The following is a 21,472-nucleotide window of genomic DNA, read 5'->3' on the forward strand; positions in this document are numbered from 1 at the left end:
ACCTCCCGAGAATTGATCATCTTGCGGTCGTGGGCTCAGGTGCCGAGTGTGTCCAGGTCGATGCTCAACGGGCACGGGTCGGTGACGATCAACTTGTGTTCGGCGCGCTGGGATTCCTCGTAGTGGCCATCCACGAGCGTGTAGACGGTCATGGTGACCGGCAACTCGGGATCGACGAGCCAATACTGCGGGATTCCCGCCTCAGCGTAGTCCAACGCCTTTAAGAGGCTATCCATTGTCCGCGAACCTGGAGACAGGATCTCGACCGCGACGAACAACGCGTCCGCTTTCACCATCCCCTTTCCTGTCCAGGCGTCGGCTGAGGTGACGCACAGGTCGGGGACGCGCACCACCGGCGGCGTCAACTCCAGGTCCACGTCGATCTCGCCGTAAACGCGGAGGTCAGACCGCAGTTGTGGGCGGATCTGCGAGTACAGGTCATGCAGCACTGAGGAGTGCGGGGGTATGGGACGGGGGCTCACGGTGACTACGCCTCTGCTGAGTTCGTATCGGTGCGAGCGATCCGTCGGCAGCGATGCGACCTGCTGCGCCGTGTAGAGGCGCCGTTCGTCGTGGGCGGGATTCTTGCTCATGAGGCCAATCTACTCGCGGAAAAGCGGGAACTGGGGCGCGCGCCAGTCGATCACACGTTCGAGTGGTTATTCGGTGACTTGGCGGCCGCTGGGGTGCAGTGGACATGCCGTGCGCACGGGACAGCGGGGGCAATCCGGATTCTCGAAAGCGGAATACTCCGGCCCCACCGTCGAGGCGGCGGCGTCTCGGACGATCTTGAGCCAGTGGTCCGCCGCCTCGCCGCGGACGGGGGACTGGGTGCGTTCGGTCGCGCCGGTTTTCTTGTTCGCCTTGGCGACGTACAGCAGGCGGGCGCCGCCGGGCTCGCGGCTCAGGTCCGCGAAGGCGCCGTAGGCGACGGCGAGTTGGTAGACCGCCAACTGGGGGTGCTCCTGGGCGTCGTTGGCGCTGATGGGGGCCTTGCCGGTCTTGATATCGATGATCACCGGGCGGCCCTCGTTGTCGACCTCAAGGCGGTCCACGCGGCCGCGGACGGTGATGCCGTCGGGGAGGTCCACCGTGATGTCCTGCTCGACGGCCACCTGGGTGAGTTCGGCGCGGGTGGTGCTCATCCAGGTCAGGAAGGTGTCGACCATGGCGCGGACGCGCTGGCGCTCGCGGCGGGAGAACCAGGGGGCGCCCGCGTCGACCGCGGCCCACGCGACGTCCAGTTCCCGCATCAGCTCTTCGCGGCTCGCGCCCGCGGCGGCCGCCTGCGCCAGGGCGTGGACCAGGGTTCCGGTGACGGCGGCCAGTTCGGCCGGGTCTTGGCCGCCGTGGCGTTCGACGACCCAGCGCAGCGGGCACTTGGCCAGTATTTCCACAGTGGACGGTGACACGCGGACCGGGTCGTCCTTGCCGCGCAGGGGTTCCAGGCTGGACAGCTCGGGCAGGCCGTACCAGCCGTCCGGGTGCGCGCCGGGGATTCCCGCGGCGGCGAGCCGGGCGAGTTGGCGCGCGGCAAGGCTTCTGCGGGCCGGGTCGGCGGCGCCGTCGCAGACGACTTGGCGCAGCTCGCCCACCAGGTCGGCCAGGACGAGGGCGCGTTCGGGCTCGGCCATCGGCACGGGGGTGTCCGGCTCGCCGTCGGCGGTTTCGGCTCCGGCGAGTTCGGCGAGGAACCGCGACGGCTGTTCCTCTTCGCCGCGCACGGCGCTCACCAGGAGCTTGCCGCGCGCGCGGGAAGCGGCGACGAGCAGCAGCCTGCGTTCCTCGGCCAGCAGCGGCGCGGTGGCCGAAATCTGGTCCGTGCTGTCCACACCGGACAGAACGTCGACCAGCCTTTCGACGCCGAGCAGCGACCCGCGCAGCCGCAGGTCCGGCCACGCGCCCTCCTGCACGCCCGGCACGGCGACGACTGTCCACTCGCGACCGACGGCGGCGTGCGCGGTGAGCACCGCGACCGCGTCGCCATGCGGAGCCGATGGCGCGAGGGTGTCGCCCGCGATGCGGTGGCTGATCAGGTGATCGGCGAAGCCGGCGACGCTTGCGCCGGGCAGCCGTTCGGCGTACCGCTGCGCGGTGTGGAACAGCGCGACGATGGCGTCGAGGTCGCGGTCGGCCTGCGCGCCGACCGGGCCGCCGCGCGCCGCGACGCCCACCCAGCGCGCCTCCAGCCCGCTGGCCTGCCAGAGGTCCCAGAGGATCTGCTCGATGCCCGCGTCCTCGGCGATTCCCTTGCGCGCCAACGCGAGCAGCTTCGACACGCGCCGCACCGGACCCGCCTCGGCGTCGGCGAGCGCGCTGAGCCGGTCTTCGTCCTCGATCACCTCGACCAGCAGGTCGTCGCTGGACTTGTCGCCGCCGGAGGTCAGCTCCAGCCTGCGCAGCCCGCGCCGCAACCGCCGCAGTGCCAACGGGTCCGCGCCGCCGAGCTGCGAGGACAGCAGCGCCGCCGCCATCGCCGGGTCGAGCAGCGACGGCACGGCCGCGCAGCGCAGCAGCGCCAGGAACGGCCGCACCGCGGGCTGTTGCGCCAGCGGCAGCTCGTCGCCGGGCGCGGCCACCGGCACCCCGGCCGCGGCCAAAGCGCGGTGCAGCACGGGAACCGAGCGGGTGGCCGAGCGCACCAGCACGGCCATGTCCGCCCACGGCACGCCGTCGATCAGGTGCGCGCGCCGCAGCTGGTTGGCCACCCAGCTCGCCTCGGCCGCGGCGGACGGGTGCAGCCGCACGGTGACCGTGCCGCCCTGGTCGCGGCCCTTGTCGACGCGCCGCGGCCCGCCGCCGGGCAGCCGCGCGGCCAGGTGCGACACGGCTTTGCGGACGGCGGGGGCCATCCGGTGCCCGGTGCGCAGCACGACCGTGCCCGCGGCGGGGTCGGCGTCGCGCAGCAGCCGGGGATCGGCGCCGCGGAAGGAGAACACGGCCTGGTCGGGGTCGCCCGCGAGCACGAACTCCTTGGCCGCGCGGCCGAGCGCGCTCAGCAGCCGGTATTGCAGCGGGTCGAGGTGCTGGGCGTCGTCGACGAGCAGGTAGCGGACGCGGGCGCGCTCGGCGGCGAGCAGTTCGTCGTCGGTCTGGAACGCCAGCAGGGCGCTCGCCACCAGTTCGGCCGCGTCGAGGGCGGGGGCGCTGGTGTGCGCGACGGCGCTGTCGGAGGTGCCGAGCAGCAGCGTGACCTGTTCGTACTGGCGGCCGAACCGGCCAGCGGCGACCCACTCGTCGCGGCCGCGCGCCTCGCCGAGCTCGATGAGGTCTTCCGGCCCCAGGCCGCGTTCGGCCGCGCGCAGGATCAGGTCGCGCAGTTCCTCGGCGAACCCTGGCACGCCCAGCGCGGGCCGCAGCCGTTCCGGCCAGTGCTTCGCGCCGAAGGAGATGTCGCCTTCGATGAGTTCGCGGATGACCGCGTCCTGGTCGGGCCCGGACAGCAGCCGGGGGCCGGGGCCGCCGTGCAGCATCGCCTGGATGCGCAGGACGGCGAAGGCGTAAGAGTGGACCGTGCGCACAAGAGGCTCACGGACAGTGCGAAGAGGGCCGTCGCTGGTGTGATCGGTGAGCAGTGCGGTAATGCGTCCACGCAGGTCGCTAGCGGCGCGACGGTTAGCGGTAAGAACCAGCAACTGCTCCGGTTCCACGCCGCCGCGCAGAATGCGGTCTGCCGCCACCTCGGCCAGCAGGGTGGTCTTACCGGTGCCCGGACCACCCAAGACCCGGACGAACCCGTCGGCCCCGGCGAGGACCCGCCGCGCGTCCTCGTCCCACCGGGTGGTGCGGTTGGGCGCCGCAGGTCGGCGGACGAGCTGCGGCGCGATCGGGGACTTCCCGGCGGCCATCCCGGGATTGGACCACGCCCGCCGCCCGCCGCCGGACGCGGCACGCCCAAGCGCCGGGGATGGAATGATCCGGCCTATGGCCGACCCACTCCACGTGCGCGTCTTCGGACCCGACGACGCGCGGCCCCTGCTCGCACTGCATGGCGTGACCGGTCACGGCGCGCGCTTCCGACGGCTCGCCGAGAGCGGGCTGTCCGGCTTCCGGGTGATCGCCCCGGACCTGCGCGGCTGCGGCGACTCGCCCCGCCTGCCGCCCTGGACGCTGGAGCAGCACGCGGCCGACCTGCTGGCGGTGCTCGACGCGCACCGGCTCGACGCCGTGCCGGTGGTCGGGCACTCCTACGGCGGCCTGATCGCCCTGCACCTGGCCCGGCTCGCGCCGCAGCGGGTGCGGCGGCTGGTGCTGCTCGACCCGGCGGTGAGCGTGCGCGCCAAGGACGCGCTGGCCTGGGCGGAAGCGCCCGCCAAGGTGGCCGCGACCCGCGCGGAGGCGGTCGCGGCGCAGCGCGCGGACTGGCCGGACGTGGTGGCCGACGACGTCATCGATGAGGAGGTGGACGCGGCCTGGGCCGAGTCCGACGGGCAGTGGCGGCCCAAGTTCAGCCGCGCCGCCAACGCCACGGCGTGGAGCGAGATGTGCCGGGCGACGCCGCTGCCGCCGCCGGGCACGCCGACGCTGCTCGTGCGGGCGCTGCGGGAGGCGTTCGTCGGGCCGGAGTTCATCCAGGCGTGCGAGTCGACGCTGGCCGACGAGTTCACCCTGGTCGGCCTCGACAACGGGCACATGGTGTACCTGGAGGACCCGGACCGGATCGGCGCGCTGGTGACCGACTTCGCGGGGGCGTAGCCGGTGGACGAGGAACTGCACGAGCGGGTGCGGGCCGCGATCAGGTCGATCCCGGAAGGCCGGGTCGCGACCTACGGGGACATCGCCGACCTCACCCGGGCGCCGTCGCCCCGCCTGGTCGGCCGGATCCTGTCCGAGGACGGGCACGATCTGCCCTGGCACCGCGTCCTGCGGGCGAACGGCACGCCCGCGCCGCATCTGGCGCGGGAGCAGCTGGAGCGGCTGCGCGCCGAGGGCGTCCTGGCGGACGGCGAGAAGGTCGATCTGCGGGCTTACCGGTGGGCCGACCGGTGGGCTGACGCCGTGCGGCCGCCGGAGCCGGGCCTGTTCGACGGCTGAGCCGAAAGTGGCGGCCGACTCCGGCGGAGTCGGCCGCCACAGACCAGATCAGCGGTGAGTCAGGGGCGTTTGCCCGCGGCCGGGTCCAGGCCCAGCATCTCCAGCAGGCGCAGGCAGTCGGCGGCGTCCGCGGCGTGGTCGGCGACCGTGCGGGCCGCCTTGCTGCACTGCTCGGCGTTGTGCAGCGACTCGATCTCGCGGGCCGCGGCGATTCGACCGGTGGTGGGAGCGGCCTCGTGGGCAAGCGTCATGAAGCACCTTCCTAGGGGCGGCCGCCGGTGGAAGAGCATCGGTCGCTCACGAGATTTCCCACAGCGGGCCTACCGGGAGTGATATTCACTCTTTCAGCCCAATCCGGGTACCGCAAGACTCCTTATGGATGCGATCTCCTAGGTCACTAGGGGGTCACTGACCGCAACCACCGGCCTCGATCATCCACTGTGGACAGACGAGACGTGGGCCGTGATGTCGTCGAAGGCCTCCAGCCAGCCATCGCGGTGATCGTCGCGTGTGGACTCGTCGGCGAAGGGCCCCTGCCGGAAGGTCATCAGGGTCTTGCCGTCCTGGTCCTCGAAGTCGATGGTCACCAGGGTCGCCAGCGCGTCTTCCGCTTCCCAGGTGAAGGTGAACGCGAGCTTCTCCGGGGGCTGCAGGACGCGGAACTCCCCATGGGACCAGTGTTCCCTGCCGTCCGGGGAGACCATGCAGTGCCGCCACTTGCCGCCTTCGGTGGCGTCGAGGTCGATCGAGGACGCGTGGAAGTCCTTGGGACCCCACCATTTCGCGAGGTGGGCCGGGTCGGTCCAGACGTCGTAGAGCAGGGCGGGCGGGGCGTCGAAGACGCGGGTGATGGTCAAGCTGGGCTCAGTCATCGGTTTTTCCTTTCCGCAGGTCGGACAGGTGCTCGTCGAGCCGGTCGAAGCTGGCCTCCCAGAACACGCGGTAGCGGTCGAGCCAGCGGGCCGCGTCGGCCAGCGGGTCGGCGTGCAGCCTGCACGGCCGGTACTGCGCGTCGCGGCCGCGGGTGATCAGGCCCGCGCGTTCGAGCACCTTCAGGTGCTTGGAGACCGCGGGCAGGCTCATCGCGAACGGCGCGGCCAGGTCGTTGACCGTGGCCTCGCCGCCCGCCAGCCGGGCCAGGATCGCGCGCCGGGTCGGGTCGGCCAGGGCGGCGAACACGGTGCTCAAGGAGTCGCTCATCATCAACCATTCGGTTAATTAACTGACTGGTTTAATGTAGGCCCGGAGTCGTCCCGCGTCAAGGGGAAAGCCCCGGCACGGCGGCCGGGGCTCGGGTCAGGAGAGGCGCGCGCGGCAGGCGGCCAGCGCCGCGTCGGCGTCCGGGTCCGCGGTCATCGCGGCCGCGAGCCGCAGGTGCGGCAGCGCTTCGGCGTGCCTGCTCTGCCGGGTCAGCGACCGGCCCAGCAGCGTGCGCGCGTAGGCGTCGGACGGGTCCAGCTCCACCAGCCGCCGCGCCACCTCCTCGGCGGGGCCGAGAGCGGCGGACTGGAAGTGGGCCAACGCCAACTCGGTCAACACCGCGCGCGAGTCCGGCGCGGCGTCGGCCGCGGCCCGCAAATAGCGGGCCGCGGTGGCGGGGTCGCCGCTCGCGCGGAACAGACGGCCCCGGTCGAGCAGGGTGGTGACATCGGTCATGTCGGCAGCTCCTCGTCCGCGGCGGACCGGTGCGCGGCCGGGATCTGGCCGAGCCTGCCCGCCTGGTAGTCCTCGAACGCCTGCACGATCTCGTCGCGGGTGTTCATCACGAACGGCCCGTACCGCGCGACCGGCTCATCGATCGGCCTGCCGCCCAGCACCAGGATCTCCCAGTTCGGCGACGCGCTCGGCTGGGTGTCCGCCGCGCGCATGGTCAGCGCCTCACCCGCGCCGAAGACGGCCAAGTGGCCCTCGTCGAGCGGGCGTCGTTCCGCGCCAACGGTGCCGCGCCCGGAGATGACGTAGACCATGGCGTTGAAGTCGGCGGCCCATGGCATGGTCAGCCGCGCCCCGGGGTTCACCGTCGCGTGCAGGTACGTGATCGGCGTGTACGTCGACCCCGGCCCCTGGTGCCCGTCGAGTTCCCCGGCGATCAGGCGGACCAGCGCGCCGCCGTCGTCGCTGGAGAGCAGCCGCGCGTCCCGGGCCTCGATGTCCTGGTACCGCGGCTGCGCCATCTTCAGCGAGCGCGGCAGGTTCACCCACAGCTGCACGCCGTGGAACAGCCCGCCCTTCGTGACCATCTCCTGCGTGGGCATCTCGTTGTGCAGAATGCCGCTACCGGCGGTCATCCACTGCGTGGCGCCGTTGGTGATCACGCCGCCGCCGCCGATCGAGTCGGTGTGCCGCATCTCGCCGTCGATCATGTAGGTGACCGTCTCGAACCCGCGGTGCGGATGCCACGGCGCGCCCTTGGCCTCGCCCGGCGCGTACTCGACCGCGCCCATGTGGTCGAGCAGCAGGAACGGGTCGGCCATCGAGAGGTCGACGCCCGGGAACGGCCGACGAACCTGGAACCCTTCCCCTTCAAGGAACTTCTGCGCCCGCACGATCCTGCGCACCCCGCGCCAGGCCGTCGCGGACTCGGGCAGGTCGGGCAGGCGGGGCAGGGTCAAGGTGTCAGCGGTGATAGCAGGCATCGGGTGCCTCCTGCACTCCTCGGCCACCCGGGCGGCGACCTCGTGCCCCCTACAAGGTGGTTGAGAGTTGAATTATTCCGCGTGGGGTCGGCCGCCCCTTGTCGAATCCCGCCACGCCCAGCGCGCCCCCTGACCGCGGTCAGTCAACGCCGAACGCCCCCGAAGCGAGCCTCGGGGGCGTTCAGGGAGCCTGAGTCAAGCGACGGCGCGGTAGACGCGGGCCTCGATGTAGCGGCGGACGATCAGTTCCGCGACGCGGATATGGTCGCCCAAGGGAGCGCCGACCATATCCGCGCCGCAGCCTGCCACGGCGCGGTGGAACAGGCCGGGGGCCAGCAGCCAGGAGGCGACGGCGACCCGGTCGGCGGTTTCGTGGGCGTGGGCGACCACGTCGGCGATGTGCGGGGTGGCGGTGGCCGCGTAGCCGATGCGCACGACCGTGCCGGTTCGGGCGCCGAGCAGGACCGCGGCGCGGCGGACGTCGGACAGGGCGCGGTGGTCGGATGAGCCCGCGGCGGCGAGGACCACCGCGTCGCCGGGGCGCCAGCCCGCGTCGGTGAGGCGTTCGTGCATGGCGGCGACCAGGATGGGGGCGGGGCCCAGAGCCGGGGTAATGACGGTTTCCCCGGCCCGGCCCGCCGCCTCGACCTGGGCTGGGACGTCGACGCGGACGTGGTACCCGGACGCCAGGAAGGCCGGGACGACGACGGCGGAGCCGCGCACGGACCGCAGCACGGTGGTCACGTCCGGGGCGCGGACGTCGGCGAAGGCGACCTTCACCGGGACCTCCGGCAGCAGTTCGCGCACTTCGTCGGCGAGGGCGTAGGTCGTCTCGGCGCCAGCGGCTGCCCGCGTGCCGTGCGCCACGAGGACGAGGGTCACGCGGCGGCCACCGCGAGCCGGTAGCCGCGCTTGACCACGGTCTGCACCAAGCCGGACTCGCCCAGGGCCGCGCGCAGGCGGCCCACCGCGGTCTCCACGGCGTGTTCGTCCACTCCGGACTCGCGGCCGGAGTGCTTGCGCAGCACCGCGGCCAGCGCCGGGCGGGACAGGACCCGGCCGGGGGAGATGGCCAGCGCGCGCAGCAGGGCCATCGGCGCGGGCGGGATCGGGCGCAGCTCGCCGTCGACCACCACCGCCTGTCCGCGCAGTTCCAGGTCGCGGTCGCCGACCTTGACGCGGGTCGCGCGGGCGGGCAGGGCGTCGGCCAGTTCCCGGACGAGCGCGCCGATGCGGGCGCGGTCCGGGCACACCACGGGGACGCCGAGGCGCTTGAGCGGGCCCGCGGTGATCGAGCCGACGGCGACCACGAGGACGCGGCCGCGCAGGATCTCGACCAGGGCGTCGAGCCTGCCCAGCCGGTCGGCGGTCTCCAGCACGCTGGCCGCGGCCGGGGCGCTGGTGAAGGTGACCGCGTCGACCTGCCCCGCCAGCAGCGCGTCGATCAGCCGCTCCAGCGGCGCCGGGTCGGCCGGGCCGGTCCAGCGGTAAACCGGGATCTCGATGACCTCGGCGCCGCTGTCGCGCAGGGCGTTGACGAACTCGCGCAGCGGCTCGCCGTGCAGCTGCACCGCGATCCGCTTGCCCGCGACGCCGTCGCGCAGCAGGTAGTCGAGCAGTTCGGGGCTGGCCTCGGATTCCGGGGACCAGGTCTCGACCAGGCCCGCCGCGCGCACCGCGCCCTTGGCCTTGGGGCCGCGGGCGAGCACGTCGGCGGACTTGAGCACCTCGACCAACTGCGGGCCCAGTCCCCAGCCTTCCGCCGCCTCGATCCAGCCGCGGAAGCCGATGCCGGTGGTGGCGATGGCCACGTCGACGGGGCCGCCCTTGAGCAGGCTCGTGGTGGCGGCGAGCAGTTCGCTGTCGTCGGCCAGGGGGATGATCCGGATGGCGGCGCCGTAGAGCACGCACGCGCCGCGGCGCTCCATCAGGGCCCCGAGCTCGTCCGCGCGGCGCGCGGCGGTGACGCCGATGGTGAAACCCGCCAATGGGGCGATCTGCGTGCTGGTCACGGGAACCTCCAGGAGCGCGGTCACGTCTGCCCCAGCAGGATGGTCGCATCCACGACCCGCACTGGATACGTGGGGACCGACACGGTCTCGTCGTCGACGCACACGCCGGTCCGCAGGTCGAAGTGCTGCTTGTGCATCGGGGACGCCACTACCGGCACCCCGGCGATGTCGCCAAGAATACCCCGCGACAGCACCCACGCCCCACTGAAGGGGTCCTGGTTACCGAGCGCGTACACGGCGTCATCATGGGTGCGGAAAACCGCCACCTGGGTGCCGTCCGGGAGCAGGGCCGCGACGCCCTGCTCGCGGGCGATGGACTCCAGTGGGCACAGTTCGACCCACACCGTTTCGGCGAGAGCGGTCATCGGGCGATCACCTCCGGGGTGCCCAGCAGCACCGGGACCCGCTGGCCACGTTCCTCGCGGAAGGTGATCGTCGGGTCGGGCGTGCCGGGCGCGTTGACGAACGACGTGAACCGGGCGAGCTTTTCCGGGTCGGCGAGGACGCCTGCCCACTCGTCGGCGTAACCCTTGACGTGCTCGGCCATCTGCGCCTCCAGTTCGGCGCACAGGCCGAGGGAGTCCTCGACCACGACGTCGCGCAGGTGGTCCAGGCCGCCTTCCATGGCGTCGAGCCAGGTGGAGGTGCGCTGCAGCCGGTCGGCGGTGCGGATGTAGAACATCAGGAACCGGTCGATGACCTTGAGCAGCGTCTCCTTGTCCACTTCGGACACCAGGAGGTCGGCGTGCCTGGGCATCATGCCGCCGTTTCCGCCGACGTAGAGGTTCCAGCCGTTCTCGGTGGCGATGACGCCGAAGTCCTTGCCGCGCGCCTCCGCGCACTCGCGGGCGCAGCCCGAGACGGCCGACTTCAGCTTGTGCGGCGAGCGCAGGCCGCGGTAGCGCAGTTCGAGCTCGACGGCCAGGCCCACCGAGTCCTGCACGCCGTAGCGGCACCAGGTCGAGCCGACGCACGACTTGACGGTGCGCAGCGCCTTGCCGTAGGCGTGGCCGGACTCGAAACCGGCGTCCACCAACCGCTTCCAGATCCCGGGGAGCTGGTCGACGGTGGCGCCGAACAGGTCGATGCGCTGACCGCCGGTGATTTTGGTGTACAGCCCGTAGTCCTGGGCCACCTGGGCGATGACCATGAGCTTTTCCGGGGTGATCTCGCCGCCGGGGATGCGCGGCACCACCGAGTAGGTGCCGTTGCGCTGGATGTTGGCCAGGAACCGGTCGTTGGTGTCCTGCAGCGAGGCCTGCTCACCGGCCAGGATGTGGCCGTTGCCAAGGGAAGCCAGGATCGAGGCCACCGCGGGCTTGCAGATGTCGCAGCCGCGGCCACTGCCGTGCTTGCCGATCAGGTCGCTGAAGGTGGTGATGCCGGTGACCCGCACGATCTCGAACAGCTCGGCGCGGGACTGGTCGAAGTGCTCGCACAGCGCCTTGGACTGCTCGACGCCGCACACCGTCAGCAGCTGCTTGAGCATCGGCACGCAGGACCCGCAGGACGTGCCCGCCTTGGTGCACGCCTTGAGCTTGGTGACGTCGTCGCAGCCGCCGACGACGATGGCTTCGGAGATGTCGCCCTTGCTGACCGCGTTGCAGGAGCAGATTTGCGCCTCGTCGGGCAGCGCGCCGACACCGACGCCGCCGCCGCTGCCGCCAGCGGGGGCGAGCAGCGCGCCGGGGTCGCCGGGCAGCGGGCGGCCGACCATCGGGCGCAGGGTGGCGTAGTCGTTCGCGTCGCCGACCAGGATGCCGCCGAGCAGCGTCTTGGCGTCGTTGGAGACGACCAGCTTGCGGTAGGTGCCCTTGACCGCGTCGTTGAACACGACCTCGAGGGCGCCTTCCTCGGTGGCGTGCGCGTCGCCGAAGCTGGCCACGTCCACGCCCATCAGCTTGAGCTTGGTGGACATATCCGCGCCGGGGAAGGTGGCCGCGCCGCCGAGGATGCGGTCGGCGACGATCTCGGCCATGGCGTAGCCGGGGGCGACCAGGCCGTAGACCTTGCCGTCGAGGTTGGCGCACTCGCCGATGGCGTAGACGTGCGGATCGCTGGTGCGGCAGCCGGAGTCCACGACGATGCCGCCGCGTTCGCCGACGGTGAGACCGGCGGCGCGGGCGAGCTGGTCGCGGGGGCGGATGCCCGCGGAGAACACCACGAGGTCGAGGTCGAGCTCGACGCCGTTGGTCAGCTTGGCGATGAGCCTGCCGCGGTCCTCTTCGATGACCGTGGCGGTGGTGCCCGCGTGCACGGTGACGTCGAGCTCCTCGATGAGCCGCTTGAGCAGCGCGCCGCCGCCCTCGTCCACCTGCAGCGGCATCAGCCGCGGCGCGAACTCCACGACGTGCGGCGACAGGCCCATGTCGCGCAGCGCCTTCGCGGCCTCCAGGCCGAGCAGGCCGCCGCCGACGACCATGGCCGCACCGCGGCCGAGACCGGTCCTGGCGCGCTCGGCGGTGTCCCGGATCGCGTCGAGGTCGTCGATCGTGCGGTAGACGTGGCAGCCGGGGAGGTCGCTGCCCTTGACCGGCGGGACGAACGGGGCCGAGCCGGTGGCCAGGGCCAGCGTGTCGTACGCCTGGACGCGGCCGGACGCCGTGGTGACCGTGCGCGCCTGGCGGTCGATGCCGACGACCGCGTCGCCCAGGTTCAGCTCGACCCGGTCGTCGCCGTCGAACTCCGCGCCGTCAAGCTGCAGCGCCAGCGGGTTCCAGGTGTCCACATAGGACGTCAGGGCGACGCGGTCATAGGCGGGCCGGGCCTCTTCGGCGAATACGACCACGCGCCAGGCGCCTGCGGCGTCCCGGTCGCGCAACGCCTGGACGAGCCGGTGTCCGACCATCCCGTTGCCGACCACGACGAGTGTCCGCGCCATGCGTGTGCCTCCTCGATGGTGCCTGCGTTGGTGTTGCCGCCGGATGCGTCGGCGTTCGTCCAATGCTGTGCTCCGCCTATGTCGACCACGGTTCACAACGATTTCACCGCTGTTACGGATACCTCTCTCCGCAGGTCAGAGAGCCGTGCGGGGTGAGAGCCGCCACGATAGGTGGAATCCGGACCAGGAATGCGGCATCGTCGTTCCGCACGCCCTACGGTTTGGCCGTGCTTCCCGGACGCGCCAGCCTGCTCGTGCCCCTGCTGTTCGCCACGCTGATCGCCGCTGCCTGCGCCAACCCGGCCGACGACGGCGGCGGCGCGGCGGACCGCCCGGCGGCGGAGCCCCGTGTGGTCATGACGGCCGAGTCCCCCACCACGACCACCCGCCCCAAGCAGCCCGGTGTGACGGTGAGCACCCAGAAGCGGGTGCCCGCGATGGTGGACTGCCTGGGTTACGTCAGCGTCGTCACCAAGGCGACCGGCGTGCGGGCGTCCCTGGTCGAGGACGAGTCGACGCACCAGCTGTGCCGCTACCGGCTGCCGTACGCGGGCCCGGCCTCCGGCGTGTCGGTGCTCTTCCGCGCCGAGCCGCCGGGAACGCCGAGCTACCGGCACATCGAAGAGATCTACGGCAACACCGCCTACCGGGTCGGCGAGGGCGACGGCGAGGACTCCTGCGGGCTGTCCGTCGCGCTCGACCCGTACCTGGAGGCGCATGAGCACGGCTCGCACCTGACCGTCCTGGGCAGCTACGGCGACTCGGCCTGCGACGTCACCCGCAAGATCCTCGACGCGGTGTTCGAGCGGCTCACCGACGTGGAGCCGGAGAGCCAGGACGACGCGGAAACCCCGACGCCGCCGCGGATCTCGGCGACCACCCAGACCCCGGAACCGCTGGAAGCCCCGAAACCCCGGCGCACCACGGAAACCGCCGAAACCACCGAAACCACCGAGTCCGCCGAAACCACGGAGACGCCCGCGGAAACGCCGTGACGGTCGTCTTCCCCTCACGACAAAGGGAAGACGACCGTCACGCCAGCCATCCGCGAGGAGGACGCGGAAGGTCAGACTCAGACGCCCGCGTGGGCCAGGCTCGGGAAGCGCGAGGTCTCGGTGGTCTTGCGCAGGTAGAAGAACCAGGTCATCCCGGCGAAGATCACGTAGCCGACGATGAACACGCCCAGCGCCGAGGTCGACCAGGTCGCGTGCTCGGCGGCCGCCGCGGCCTTGGCCTCGACCGTCTTCGCGCTGTTCACCGCGGAGCCCACCGGGACGCTGGCGATCCGGAAGATCTGCTGGATGAGGAACCCGCCGAAGGAGCCGATCGCACCGGCGATGCCGATGACCGCGGCCGCCATCCGCTTGAACTTCAAGGTCGCCTCGTCGCGGGTGATGGCGCCGGTCGCGGCCTCCTTGCGGCCCAGCTCACCGAAGATGACGGGGATCATCCGGTAGATGGAGCCGTTGCCAGCGCCGGAAAGCGCGAAGATCACCATGTAGGAGGCGAAGAAGATCGCGAAGCTGCGCTGGTTCACCCCGTACATCGCGAGCAGCGTGAACGCCGCCATCGAGATGAACACCCACAGGGTGACCTTGGCGCCGCCGATCTTGTCCGCGATCCAGCCGCCGAAGGGCCGGGAGAACGAGCCGATGAGCGCCCCGAGGAAGCCAAGGCCCGCCAGGTACGTGCCGATGAACGGGTTCTGCGCCAGGAACTCGGGGAACGTCAGCCGGATGACCAGCGGCAGGGCGAAGGAGAAGCCGATGAACGAGCCGAACGAGCCGATGTAGAGGATCGACACGATCCAGGTCTGCCCCTGCGACAGGCACGTCAGGTAGGACTTGGTGTCCGACTTGGCCATCGTGAGGCTGTCCATCCAGAACCACGCGCCGACGACGGCGGCGATGATGAACGGCATCCACATCAGGCCCGCGTAGGCCAGGTGCACCGGGTGGACCGGGTTCTTCGCGATGGCGTACGGGACGCCGATGATGACGACCAGCGGCGTGATCAGCTGCACGACGGCGACGCCGAGGTTGCCGCCCGCCGCGTTGAGGCCGAGCGCGAGGCCCTTGCGCTTCTCCGGGTAGAAGAAGGAGATGTTGGCCATCGATGAGGAGAAGTTGCCGCCGCCGACGCCCGCGAGGGCCGAGATGACCAGCATGATCGTGAACTGGGTGTCGTGCGACTGGCTGCGCACGAAGTCGAAGTGCACCATCGCCGCGAGCGCGGTGGTGGGCACCAGCAGCAGGGCGGCGCTGATCGCGGTCCACACCCGGCCGCCGAACTTGGGCACCGCGAAGGTGTAGGGGATGCGCAGCGCGGAGCCGACCAGGTTCGGCAGCGCGGTCAGCCAGAACAGCTCGCTCGGGGTGAACGGCGTGCCGCCGCCGAAGCCCGCGTTCGACAGGTTGAGCACGACGACTGACCACAGCACCCAGATGGAGAAGCCCAGGTGCTCGGCGAAGATCGAGAAGATGAGGTTGCGGCGCGCGATCGGCTTTCCGGTCTTCTCCCAGAACTCCTCGTTCTCCGGCTCCCAGTGGTCGATCCAGCGCCCCTTCCGGCGCTTTGGCTGACCGGTCGGCGGGGATTCGACTGCAAGACTCATGGCGAGGTCCTCCTCAAGCTGGTGCTTGGGCGAAAAGATACGAATCGCGGATTTCCCGCATATGGCTCGCGGTGACGTCGAAGGCACGTTGTCCGCACGCGCCCGTTGATCACGCTGTGAGGTTTCTGGACAGAAAACATCCTGGTCATAGCCGGTTTCGCGAAACCAGAAGGCGCGAAACCGGCTGCTCCGAATGGTCGATCAGGCGCGGGCCAACCAATCCGCGATTCCGCGGACGGCGTCGCCGCAACCGCCGCATCCGGTGGTCGCGCGGGTCGCCTTGGCCAAATCGGCGACTTCGACCGCACCCGCCCGCCAGGCTTTTACCAACTGGCCCTTTGTCACGGTGTTGCACCGGCAGACCACCGCGGACGCGGGAAGGTCGGCCGGGCTGCTCGCGACCGCGCCGACCGAGGGCAGCGCACGGCCGAGCAGCAGCGCCAGCCGGTCGGTCGGGGCGGGGGACTTGGCGTCGTAGAGCTGGGTGATGGTGGCGGCGGCGTCGGGGGCGCCGATGACGATGGCCCCGGTGACCCGGTCCTCGCGCAGCACGAGCTTGGCGTAGCGGCCGCGCGCCGGGTCGTGCAGGCACAGCACCTCGGCGTCGGGGCTGTCCACCTCGGTGTGCACCTCGCCGAGCGCGGCCAGGTCGACGTCGCGGGCCTTGAGCCGGGTCACGACCGGGGTGCCCCGGTACCGCGACGACGGGTTCTCGCCGGTCAGCAGGTCGGCCAGCACCTCGGCCTGCTCCCAGGCGGGCTGCACGAGCCCGGAGACGGTGCCCGGGTGCTGCGCGCAGTCACCGATCGCGTGGATGCGCGGGTCGTTGGTGCGCAGGGCGTCGTCGATGACGATCCCCTGCTCGACGGTCAGGCCGATCGAGGCGGCCAGCGTGGTCTCGGCCCGCACCCCGGCCGACACGACGACCAGGTCGGCCGGGACGTGGCTGCCGTCGTCCAGCTTGAGGCCGTCGCCGGGCATGTAGCGGGCGGCGAGGCGGCCGACGCGGAACTCGATGCCGTGCGCGGCTAACGCCTTGGCCAGGACCGCACCGGCGGCCGGGTCGAGCTGCCGCTCCATGATGTGGCCAGCCGGGTGCACGACCGTCACCAGGCTCCCCCGCCCGGCCAGGCCGCGCGCGGCCTCCAGGCCGAGCAGCCCGCCGCCGAGGACGGCGACCGGGGCGCCGGGGCGGGCCTTGTCGAGGATGGCGGCGCAGTCGGCGAGGTCGCGGAAGGTGGCCACCCCGGCGGCCAGCGCGCCGGAATCGGTGCGCAGGCCCTCGGTCGGCGGCACCCAGGCGCGGCTGCCGGTCGCCAGGACCAGCGCGTCGTAGGACAGCTCGCCGCCGTCGGAGAGCGCCACCGTGCGGGCTTCCCGGTCGATCGCGGTGACCGAGACGCCCAGGCGCAGGTCGATCCCGTGCGCCTGCGCCCAGTCCTCGTCGTGCAGCCGGGTCGACTCGGCGGTCATCGTGCCCGCGACCACCGACGACAGCAGCACACGGTTGTACGCCGCGTGCGGCTCCTCGCCGATCACGGTCACCGAGACCCGCTCACCGGCCCGGTCACGGCGGCGGATTTCCTCGGCGAGCCGGGAGCCCGCCATGCCGTAGCCGACGACGACCACGTGGCGCGCGTTCCTTGGGGCCACCTCACTCGTTCGGTGGCCTCGCGCGCCCGCGCCCTGTGCTGACGATTCGCTCGCAAGCTCGCTCATGAGACCTCCTGAGACATGCGGGACACCCGCACCCGGTCGGCTTCGCGAGCAGGGAAACGACGGTTGCTCACTACGCCTCCTCTATTCGAACCGCACAGACCTTGAACTCGGGCATACGGCTAGTCGGGTCAAGAGCGGGGTTGGTCAGCAGATTCGCCCGCTGCTCACCCGCGAAGTGGAACGGCAGGAACACGGTGTCCGTGCGCATCGACGCCACGCGCCGCACCCGGGCGAGGGTCGACCCGCGCCGGGACACGACCCGGGCGATGGCGCCCTCGGCCAAGCCCGCGCGGTCGGCGGTGTCCGGGTGTATTTCCACGAAGACCTCGGGCACCGCGTCGAGCAACTCGGGCACCAGCCGGGTCTGCGCGCCGGACTGGTAGTGCTGCAACACGCGCCCGGTGGTGGCCAGCAGCGGGTATTCCGCGTCGGCGGGCTCGGCGGGACCGGTGTGGTCGACCGCGGCGAACCGGGCGCGGCCGTCGGGGTGGGCGAAGCGGTCGAGGAACATCCGCGGCGTGCCGGGGTGGTCGACCGACGGCACCGGCCAGTGCAGCGCCTCACCGTCACGGAGCCGGTCGTAGGTCACGCCGGAGTAGTCCGCCGCCCCGCCGGCCGAGGCGCGGCGCAGTTCCTCGAACACGGTCTCGGCGTCGGTGGGGAACCGCTCGGCTGGCTGGCCGAGCCGCGTCGCCAGACCGTGCAGCACCTCAAGGTCGCTGCGCACGCCGTCGGGCGCGTCGATCGCCTTGCCGCGCAACAGAACGCGGCCTTCGAGGTTGGTCATCGTGCCGGATTCCTCGGCCCACTGGGTGACCGGGAGGACCACGTCCGCCATCGATGCCGTCTCCGACAGCACGAAGTCCGCGACGACCAGAATGTCCAAACTGGACAGTCGGTCGACCACGCTGCCCGCGCTCGGCGCGGAGACGACCATGTTGCTGCCGAAGACAAGCAGCGCGCGCGGACCGGTCTCGTTGCCGAGCGCGTCCAGCAGCTCGTAGGCCGAGCGGCCGGGGCCGGGCAGCGATTCCGGTGGCACGCCCCACACTCCGGCGACGTGCTCGCGGGCGGCCGGGTCATCGATCTTGCGGTAGCCGGGAAGCTGGTCGGCCTTCTGGCCGTGCTCGCGCCCGCCCTGGCCGTTGCCCTGGCCGGTGAGGCAGCCGTAGCCGGACCCCGGCGTGCCGGGCAGGCCGAGCGCCAGCGCCAGGTTGATCCACGCGCCCACCATGTCGGTGCCCCGCGCGTGCTGCTCGGTGCCGCGCGCGGTGAGGATGTAAGCCTTGCGCGCCTTGGCGAGCAGCGCGGCGGCCCGGCGCTGGTCGCTCGCCGCTACCCCGGTCACCCGCTCCACCCGCTCCGGCCACCATGCGGCGGCGATCCGCCACGCGGCGTCGAACCCGGTGGTGCGCTCGGCGATGTAGTCGTGGCGCAGGTGCCCGTCGGCGACGACCGCGTGCAGGATGCCCAGCGCCAGCGCCAGGTCCGTGCCGGGGCGCGGCTTGAGGTGCAGCGTCGCCTGCTCCGCGGTCGGCGTGCGGCGCGGGTCGACCACGATCAGCCCGGTCGAGGTGAGGTGCTGCATGAACGGCGGCATCGTCTCGGCCGGGTTGGCCCCGACGAGCAGCACCGCGTCGGCCTTGCGGAGGTCTTCGACGGGGAAGGGCATCCCGCGGTCGAGGCCGAACGCGCGCATCCCGGCGGCGGCGGCCGAGGACATGCAGAACCGGCCGTTGTAGTCGATCTGCGACGTGCCCAGCGCGACCCGGGCGAACTTGCCGAGCAGGTACGACTTCTCGTTGGTGAGCCCGCCGCCGCCGAAGACCGCGACCGAGTCCGGGCCGTGCTCGGCGCGCAGCCCGGCGAGCCTGCCCGCGACGTAGTCGAGCGTCAGTTCCCACGAGACCGGCCGCAGTTCGCCGTTGACGCGGACGAGCGGGCTGGTGAGCCGGGCGGGGTTGGTCAGCAGGGAACCCGAGGTCCACCCCTTCTGGCAGAGCCCGCCCCGGTTCGTCGGGAACTCTCTCGGCTCGACCTGCGCCCCGGTGAGGCGCATCCCGCACTGCAGGGCGCAATAGGGACAGTGGGTGTCGACGACGGGAGCGGCCAACTGCGTCATGCCCGTCTCCTGGGATCGGCGGCGTTCGGTCCTTGTCGACGGTAGGTAGGCCTTGTTACCCGATGATGCGGCTTTGTTTCGTGGATGCGAACTTGCCTGCGCAGGGGCCATATTCGACCCGTGAGAAGCGATCAGAGTCACGTAACGGGGACATTCCGTCACGCTGGATGACGGTTCATGTTCCGCCCGTGTTACCGGCCGGTAGTGGGCAGGCCCACAAACCCGAACGGCGTTCGCTAAAGGAGAAGCCTGCCGACTTCCTGCGCGACCCGCTCCAGGCCGCGCATCGAGCGCGACGTCGAGCGCGGGTGCGTGGCGTGGACGGCCAGCCGGAACAGCAGCGCGCGCAGCAGCGCCTGCGGCCACTCCGCCAGGTGCGACCAGCGCTTCACCAGGCCGTCGTCAGCGCCGCCCCAGGCCAGGGCGTCCACGACGATCACGGCGGCGGCCCACTCCGGCGGGCGGTAGAACGCGGCGAAGTCCATGATCCCGGGGGCGGCGTCGCCGTCGAACAGGACGTTGCCGAACAGGTCGCCGTGCACCACCTGCGGGCGCAGGTCGATCTCCTTGCGGAACTCGGCGTAGAACTCGAACAGCCGCCCACCCAGGTTCGCCGCCATCTGGACCCGCCGGTCCTCGCCCCAGGCCGCGCGGTCGGCCACCGCGAAGACGTCGGCGCGGGCGTGCAGGAAGCGGGGGCGGGGCAGGCCCGCGGTGGCCCGGTGCAGGCGCAGGGACGCCGAGACCACCTCGTCGTAGCGCGGCTCGGCGCGCCCGGAGATGAACCGGAACCCGACCCAGCCGCCGACGACATAGCGGCCGTCGCTGGAGCGGATCGGTCTGGCGACCCGCAGGTCGGGCACTTCGAGGTCGCCGAGCGTCTGGGCGACCCAGGACGCCTCGGCCGGACCGGTCGCCTGGCGCAGCGCGACGTCGTCGCAGCGCCACACCGGGCCGTGCTCGACCAGCACCGGCTCGGCGTTCTTGGCGCCGAAAGCAGCGCGGACGTGCTGCGGAGGCGGAGTACCCACGACCGCACGCTACCCCGCTGATCACCGTGAACCGCGCCGCGACACGGCCCACCCCGCGAGTCCCACCCTCGGCGTCACACCGGAGAGCGGCACTCGCGGGGACGAGCGGTCAGATCACGCCTCGGGACTCGCGGGATCGCACGGTCAGTACGTGGGCAGCGACGGGTCCACGTCGCTGGCCCAGCCCAGCACGCCGCCGCCGACGTGCACGGCGTCGGCGAAGCCCGCCTTGTGCAGCGCGGCCAGCGCCTCGGCCGAGCGCACCCCGGACTTGCAGTGCAGCACGATCGGCTTGTCCTGCGGAAGCTCGGCCAGCGCGTCGCCGGAGAGGATGCGGTCCTTGGGGATGAGCACCGAGCCCTCGATCTTGACGATCTCGTACTCGTGCGGCTCGCGGACGTCGATCAGCGCGAAGTCCTCGCCCCGGTCGAACTTCTCCTTGAGCTCGCGCGGGGTGATGGTGCTGCCCGCCGCCGCGCTCTGCGCGTCGTCGGAGACGACCCCGCAGAACGCCTCGTAGTCGATCAGGCCCTCGATCGGCTTGGTCTCCGGGTCCTTGCGGATCTTGATGGTCCGGTAGGACATCTCCAGGGCGTCGTAGACCATCAGGCGGCCCAGCAGCGGCTCGCCGATGCCGGTGAGCAGCTTGATCGCCTCGGTGACCATGACCGAGCCGATGGACGCGCACAGCACGCCCAGCACGCCGCCCTCGGCGCAGGAGGGCACCATTCCCGGCGGCGGCGGCTCGGGGTAGAGGTCGCGGTAGTTGAGGCCCTGGCCGTTGGGGGCGTCCTCCCAGAAGACGCTGACCTGGCCCTCGAAGCGGTAGATCGAGCCCCACACGTACGGCTTGCCCAGCAGCACGGCCGCGTCGTTCACCAGATAGCGGGTGGCGAAGTTGTCGGTGCCGTCGAGGATCAGGTCGTAGTCGGCGAAGATCTCCAGCGCGTTGGTCGAGTTCAGGTGCTCCTCGTGCAGGATCACCGTGACCAGCGGGTTGATCTCGGCGATCGACTCCTTGGCCGAGACCGCCTTGGGCTTGCCAACGTCGGACACGCCGTGGATGACCTGGCGCTGCAAGTTGGACTCGTCGACGACGTCGAAGTCCACGATCCCCAGCGTGCCCACGCCCGCCGCGGCCAGGTACAGCAGCGCCGGGCTGCCGAGGCCCCCCGCGCCCACGACGAGCACCTTGGCGTTCTTCAGGCGCTTCTGCCCGTCCACCCCGACATCCGGGATGATGAGGTGGCGGCTGTACCGGGCCACCTCTTCCTTGGTCAGCTCCTGCGCCTGCTCAACGAGCGGCGGCAAAGTGCCTGGCATCGGCTCCTCCTAGAACGCGTCGGATCTGCATCCGATTGTCGCCCGTTGCAACACGGCCATCCCACCGTGTCTTCCCCTGCTCCCACGATCCGGGACGCGG

19 protein-coding genes are annotated in these 21,472 nt (G+C 71.6%); 3 read left to right on the top strand and 16 right to left on the bottom strand.

Translation table 11 applies throughout. From position 1 onward, the window contains the following. Positions 1-35 precede the first annotated feature (35 nt). Together BLS56_RS14160 and BLS56_RS14165 are read right to left on the bottom strand one after the other, a co-directional pair. On the bottom strand, positions 36-593 hold the full coding sequence (locus tag BLS56_RS14160) for a Uma2 family endonuclease (RefSeq protein WP_091450508.1): 558 nt from the start codon (positions 591-593) through the stop codon (positions 36-38). A 66-nt stretch (positions 594-659) separates the two neighbouring features. Then, positions 660-3,848, bottom strand: a complete 3,189-nt coding sequence (locus tag BLS56_RS14165; RefSeq protein ID WP_091450509.1) for an ATP-dependent helicase — start codon at positions 3,846-3,848, stop codon at positions 660-662. Positions 3,849-3,924: 76 nt separating this feature from the next. Here BLS56_RS14165 and BLS56_RS14170 point away from each other — a divergent pair, with 76 nt between their 5' ends. Together BLS56_RS14170 and BLS56_RS14175 are read left to right on the top strand one after the other, a co-directional pair. Beyond that, positions 3,925-4,695: an alpha/beta fold hydrolase gene (locus tag BLS56_RS14170; RefSeq protein WP_091450510.1), complete on the top strand. Its 771-nt coding sequence runs from the start codon at positions 3,925-3,927 to the stop codon at positions 4,693-4,695. 3 nt (positions 4,696-4,698) lie between these two features. Next, entirely contained in the window at positions 4,699-5,034 is a 336-nt protein-coding gene (locus BLS56_RS14175) for an MGMT family protein (protein ID WP_091450511.1), read from the top strand. A gap of 59 nt (positions 5,035-5,093) precedes the next feature. Here BLS56_RS14175 and BLS56_RS14180 read toward each other — a convergent pair whose 3' ends face one another. The 9 genes from BLS56_RS14180 to nirB form a co-directional block, all read right to left on the bottom strand. Then, a complete protein-coding gene (locus tag BLS56_RS14180; RefSeq protein WP_091450512.1) occupies positions 5,094-5,285 on the bottom strand; it encodes a hypothetical protein in 192 nt (63 codons plus the stop codon). 180 nt (positions 5,286-5,465) lie between these two features. Then, on the bottom strand, positions 5,466-5,906 hold the full coding sequence (locus tag BLS56_RS14185; RefSeq protein ID WP_091450513.1) for an SRPBCC family protein: 441 nt from the start codon (positions 5,904-5,906) through the stop codon (positions 5,466-5,468). After that, on the bottom strand, positions 5,899-6,234 hold the full coding sequence (locus BLS56_RS14190) for an ArsR/SmtB family transcription factor (protein WP_228771635.1): 336 nt from the start codon (positions 6,232-6,234) through the stop codon (positions 5,899-5,901). The genes BLS56_RS14185 and BLS56_RS14190 overlap by 8 nt, the downstream gene beginning before the upstream one ends. A gap of 96 nt (positions 6,235-6,330) precedes the next feature. Beyond that, positions 6,331-6,690, bottom strand: coding sequence for a tetratricopeptide repeat protein (locus BLS56_RS14195; protein ID WP_091450515.1), 360 nt, complete (start codon positions 6,688-6,690; stop codon positions 6,331-6,333). After that, complete coding sequence (locus tag BLS56_RS14200; RefSeq protein WP_091450516.1) at positions 6,687-7,670, bottom strand: pirin family protein; 984 nt, start codon at positions 7,668-7,670, stop codon at positions 6,687-6,689. The genes BLS56_RS14195 and BLS56_RS14200 overlap by 4 nt, the downstream gene beginning before the upstream one ends. Before the next feature lie 195 nt (positions 7,671-7,865). Continuing rightward, positions 7,866-8,552 carry a sirohydrochlorin chelatase gene (locus tag BLS56_RS14205; protein WP_091450517.1) on the bottom strand — a complete coding sequence of 229 codons (687 nt, stop codon included), beginning with the start codon at positions 8,550-8,552 and terminating at the stop codon, positions 7,866-7,868. Then, positions 8,549-9,682 (bottom strand): uroporphyrinogen-III synthase, encoded by a 1,134-nt coding sequence (locus BLS56_RS14210; protein WP_091450862.1) that lies wholly within the window; start codon positions 9,680-9,682, stop codon positions 8,549-8,551. Before BLS56_RS14210 ends, BLS56_RS14205 begins: the two co-directional genes overlap by 4 nt. Positions 9,683-9,702: 20 nt before the next feature. Further along, on the bottom strand, positions 9,703-10,047 hold the full coding sequence (nirD, locus tag BLS56_RS14215) for a nitrite reductase small subunit NirD (RefSeq protein WP_091450518.1): 345 nt from the start codon (positions 10,045-10,047) through the stop codon (positions 9,703-9,705). Further along, entirely contained in the window at positions 10,044-12,563 is a 2,520-nt protein-coding gene (gene nirB, locus BLS56_RS14220) for a nitrite reductase large subunit NirB (RefSeq protein WP_091450519.1), read from the bottom strand. Before nirB ends, nirD begins: the two co-directional genes overlap by 4 nt. A 227-nt stretch (positions 12,564-12,790) precedes the next feature. On the opposite strand from nirB, the gene BLS56_RS14225 reads away from it, so the two are divergent. Continuing rightward, complete coding sequence (locus BLS56_RS14225; RefSeq protein ID WP_139190679.1) at positions 12,791-13,558, top strand: hypothetical protein; 768 nt, start codon at positions 12,791-12,793, stop codon at positions 13,556-13,558. A 77-nt stretch (positions 13,559-13,635) separates the two neighbouring features. Here the strand turns inward: BLS56_RS14225 and BLS56_RS14230 are convergent, their stop codons facing one another. The 5 genes from BLS56_RS14230 to moeZ all read right to left on the bottom strand — a co-directional run bounded on the left by BLS56_RS14230 (position 13,636) and on the right by moeZ (position 21,372). Further along, positions 13,636-15,177, bottom strand: a complete 1,542-nt coding sequence (locus BLS56_RS14230; protein WP_091450521.1) for an MFS transporter — start codon at positions 15,175-15,177, stop codon at positions 13,636-13,638. A 201-nt stretch (positions 15,178-15,378) separates the two neighbouring features. Then, positions 15,379-16,896: an FAD-dependent oxidoreductase gene (locus BLS56_RS14235; protein WP_091450522.1), complete on the bottom strand. Its 1,518-nt coding sequence runs from the start codon at positions 16,894-16,896 to the stop codon at positions 15,379-15,381. 70 nt (positions 16,897-16,966) lie between these two features. After that, positions 16,967-19,018 carry a molybdopterin oxidoreductase family protein gene (locus BLS56_RS14240; RefSeq protein ID WP_091450523.1) on the bottom strand — a complete coding sequence of 684 codons (2,052 nt, stop codon included), beginning with the start codon at positions 19,016-19,018 and terminating at the stop codon, positions 16,967-16,969. 236 nt (positions 19,019-19,254) lie between these two features. Beyond that, a complete protein-coding gene (locus tag BLS56_RS14245; protein ID WP_091450524.1) occupies positions 19,255-20,049 on the bottom strand; it encodes a TIGR02569 family protein in 795 nt (264 codons plus the stop codon). Positions 20,050-20,193: 144 nt separating this feature from the next. Continuing rightward, positions 20,194-21,372 carry an adenylyltransferase/sulfurtransferase MoeZ gene (gene moeZ / locus BLS56_RS14250; RefSeq protein WP_091450525.1) on the bottom strand — a complete coding sequence of 393 codons (1,179 nt, stop codon included), beginning with the start codon at positions 21,370-21,372 and terminating at the stop codon, positions 20,194-20,196. Positions 21,373-21,472 lie beyond the last annotated feature (100 nt).

The organism is Actinokineospora iranica, from assembly GCF_900101685.1.
GTDB lineage: Bacteria > Actinomycetota > Actinomycetes > Mycobacteriales > Pseudonocardiaceae > Actinokineospora > Actinokineospora iranica.

Coding starts and splice junctions, on each gene's coding strand:
- BLS56_RS14160 (WP_091450508.1), bottom strand. CDS start 593: ATGAGCAAGAATCCCGCCCACGACGAACGGCGCCTCTACACGGCGCAG.
- BLS56_RS14165 (WP_091450509.1), bottom strand. CDS start 3,848: ATGGCCGCCGGGAAGTCCCCGATCGCGCCGCAGCTCGTCCGCCGACCT.
- BLS56_RS14170 (WP_091450510.1), top strand. CDS start 3,925: ATGGCCGACCCACTCCACGTGCGCGTCTTCGGACCCGACGACGCGCGG.
- BLS56_RS14180 (WP_091450512.1), bottom strand. CDS start 5,285: ATGACGCTTGCCCACGAGGCCGCTCCCACCACCGGTCGAATCGCCGCG.
- BLS56_RS14185 (WP_091450513.1), bottom strand. CDS start 5,906: ATGACTGAGCCCAGCTTGACCATCACCCGCGTCTTCGACGCCCCGCCC.
- BLS56_RS14190 (WP_228771635.1), bottom strand. CDS start 6,234: ATGAGCGACTCCTTGAGCACCGTGTTCGCCGCCCTGGCCGACCCGACC.
- BLS56_RS14195 (WP_091450515.1), bottom strand. CDS start 6,690: ATGACCGATGTCACCACCCTGCTCGACCGGGGCCGTCTGTTCCGCGCG.
- BLS56_RS14200 (WP_091450516.1), bottom strand. CDS start 7,670: ATGCCTGCTATCACCGCTGACACCTTGACCCTGCCCCGCCTGCCCGAC.
- nirD (WP_091450518.1), bottom strand. CDS start 10,047: ATGACCGCTCTCGCCGAAACGGTGTGGGTCGAACTGTGCCCACTGGAG.
- nirB (WP_091450519.1), bottom strand. CDS start 12,563: ATGGCGCGGACACTCGTCGTGGTCGGCAACGGGATGGTCGGACACCGG.
- BLS56_RS14230 (WP_091450521.1), bottom strand. CDS start 15,177: ATGAGTCTTGCAGTCGAATCCCCGCCGACCGGTCAGCCAAAGCGCCGG.
- BLS56_RS14235 (WP_091450522.1), bottom strand. CDS start 16,896: ATGAGCGAGCTTGCGAGCGAATCGTCAGCACAGGGCGCGGGCGCGCGA.
- BLS56_RS14240 (WP_091450523.1), bottom strand. CDS start 19,018: ATGACGCAGTTGGCCGCTCCCGTCGTCGACACCCACTGTCCCTATTGC.
- moeZ (WP_091450525.1), bottom strand. CDS start 21,372: ATGCCAGGCACTTTGCCGCCGCTCGTTGAGCAGGCGCAGGAGCTGACC.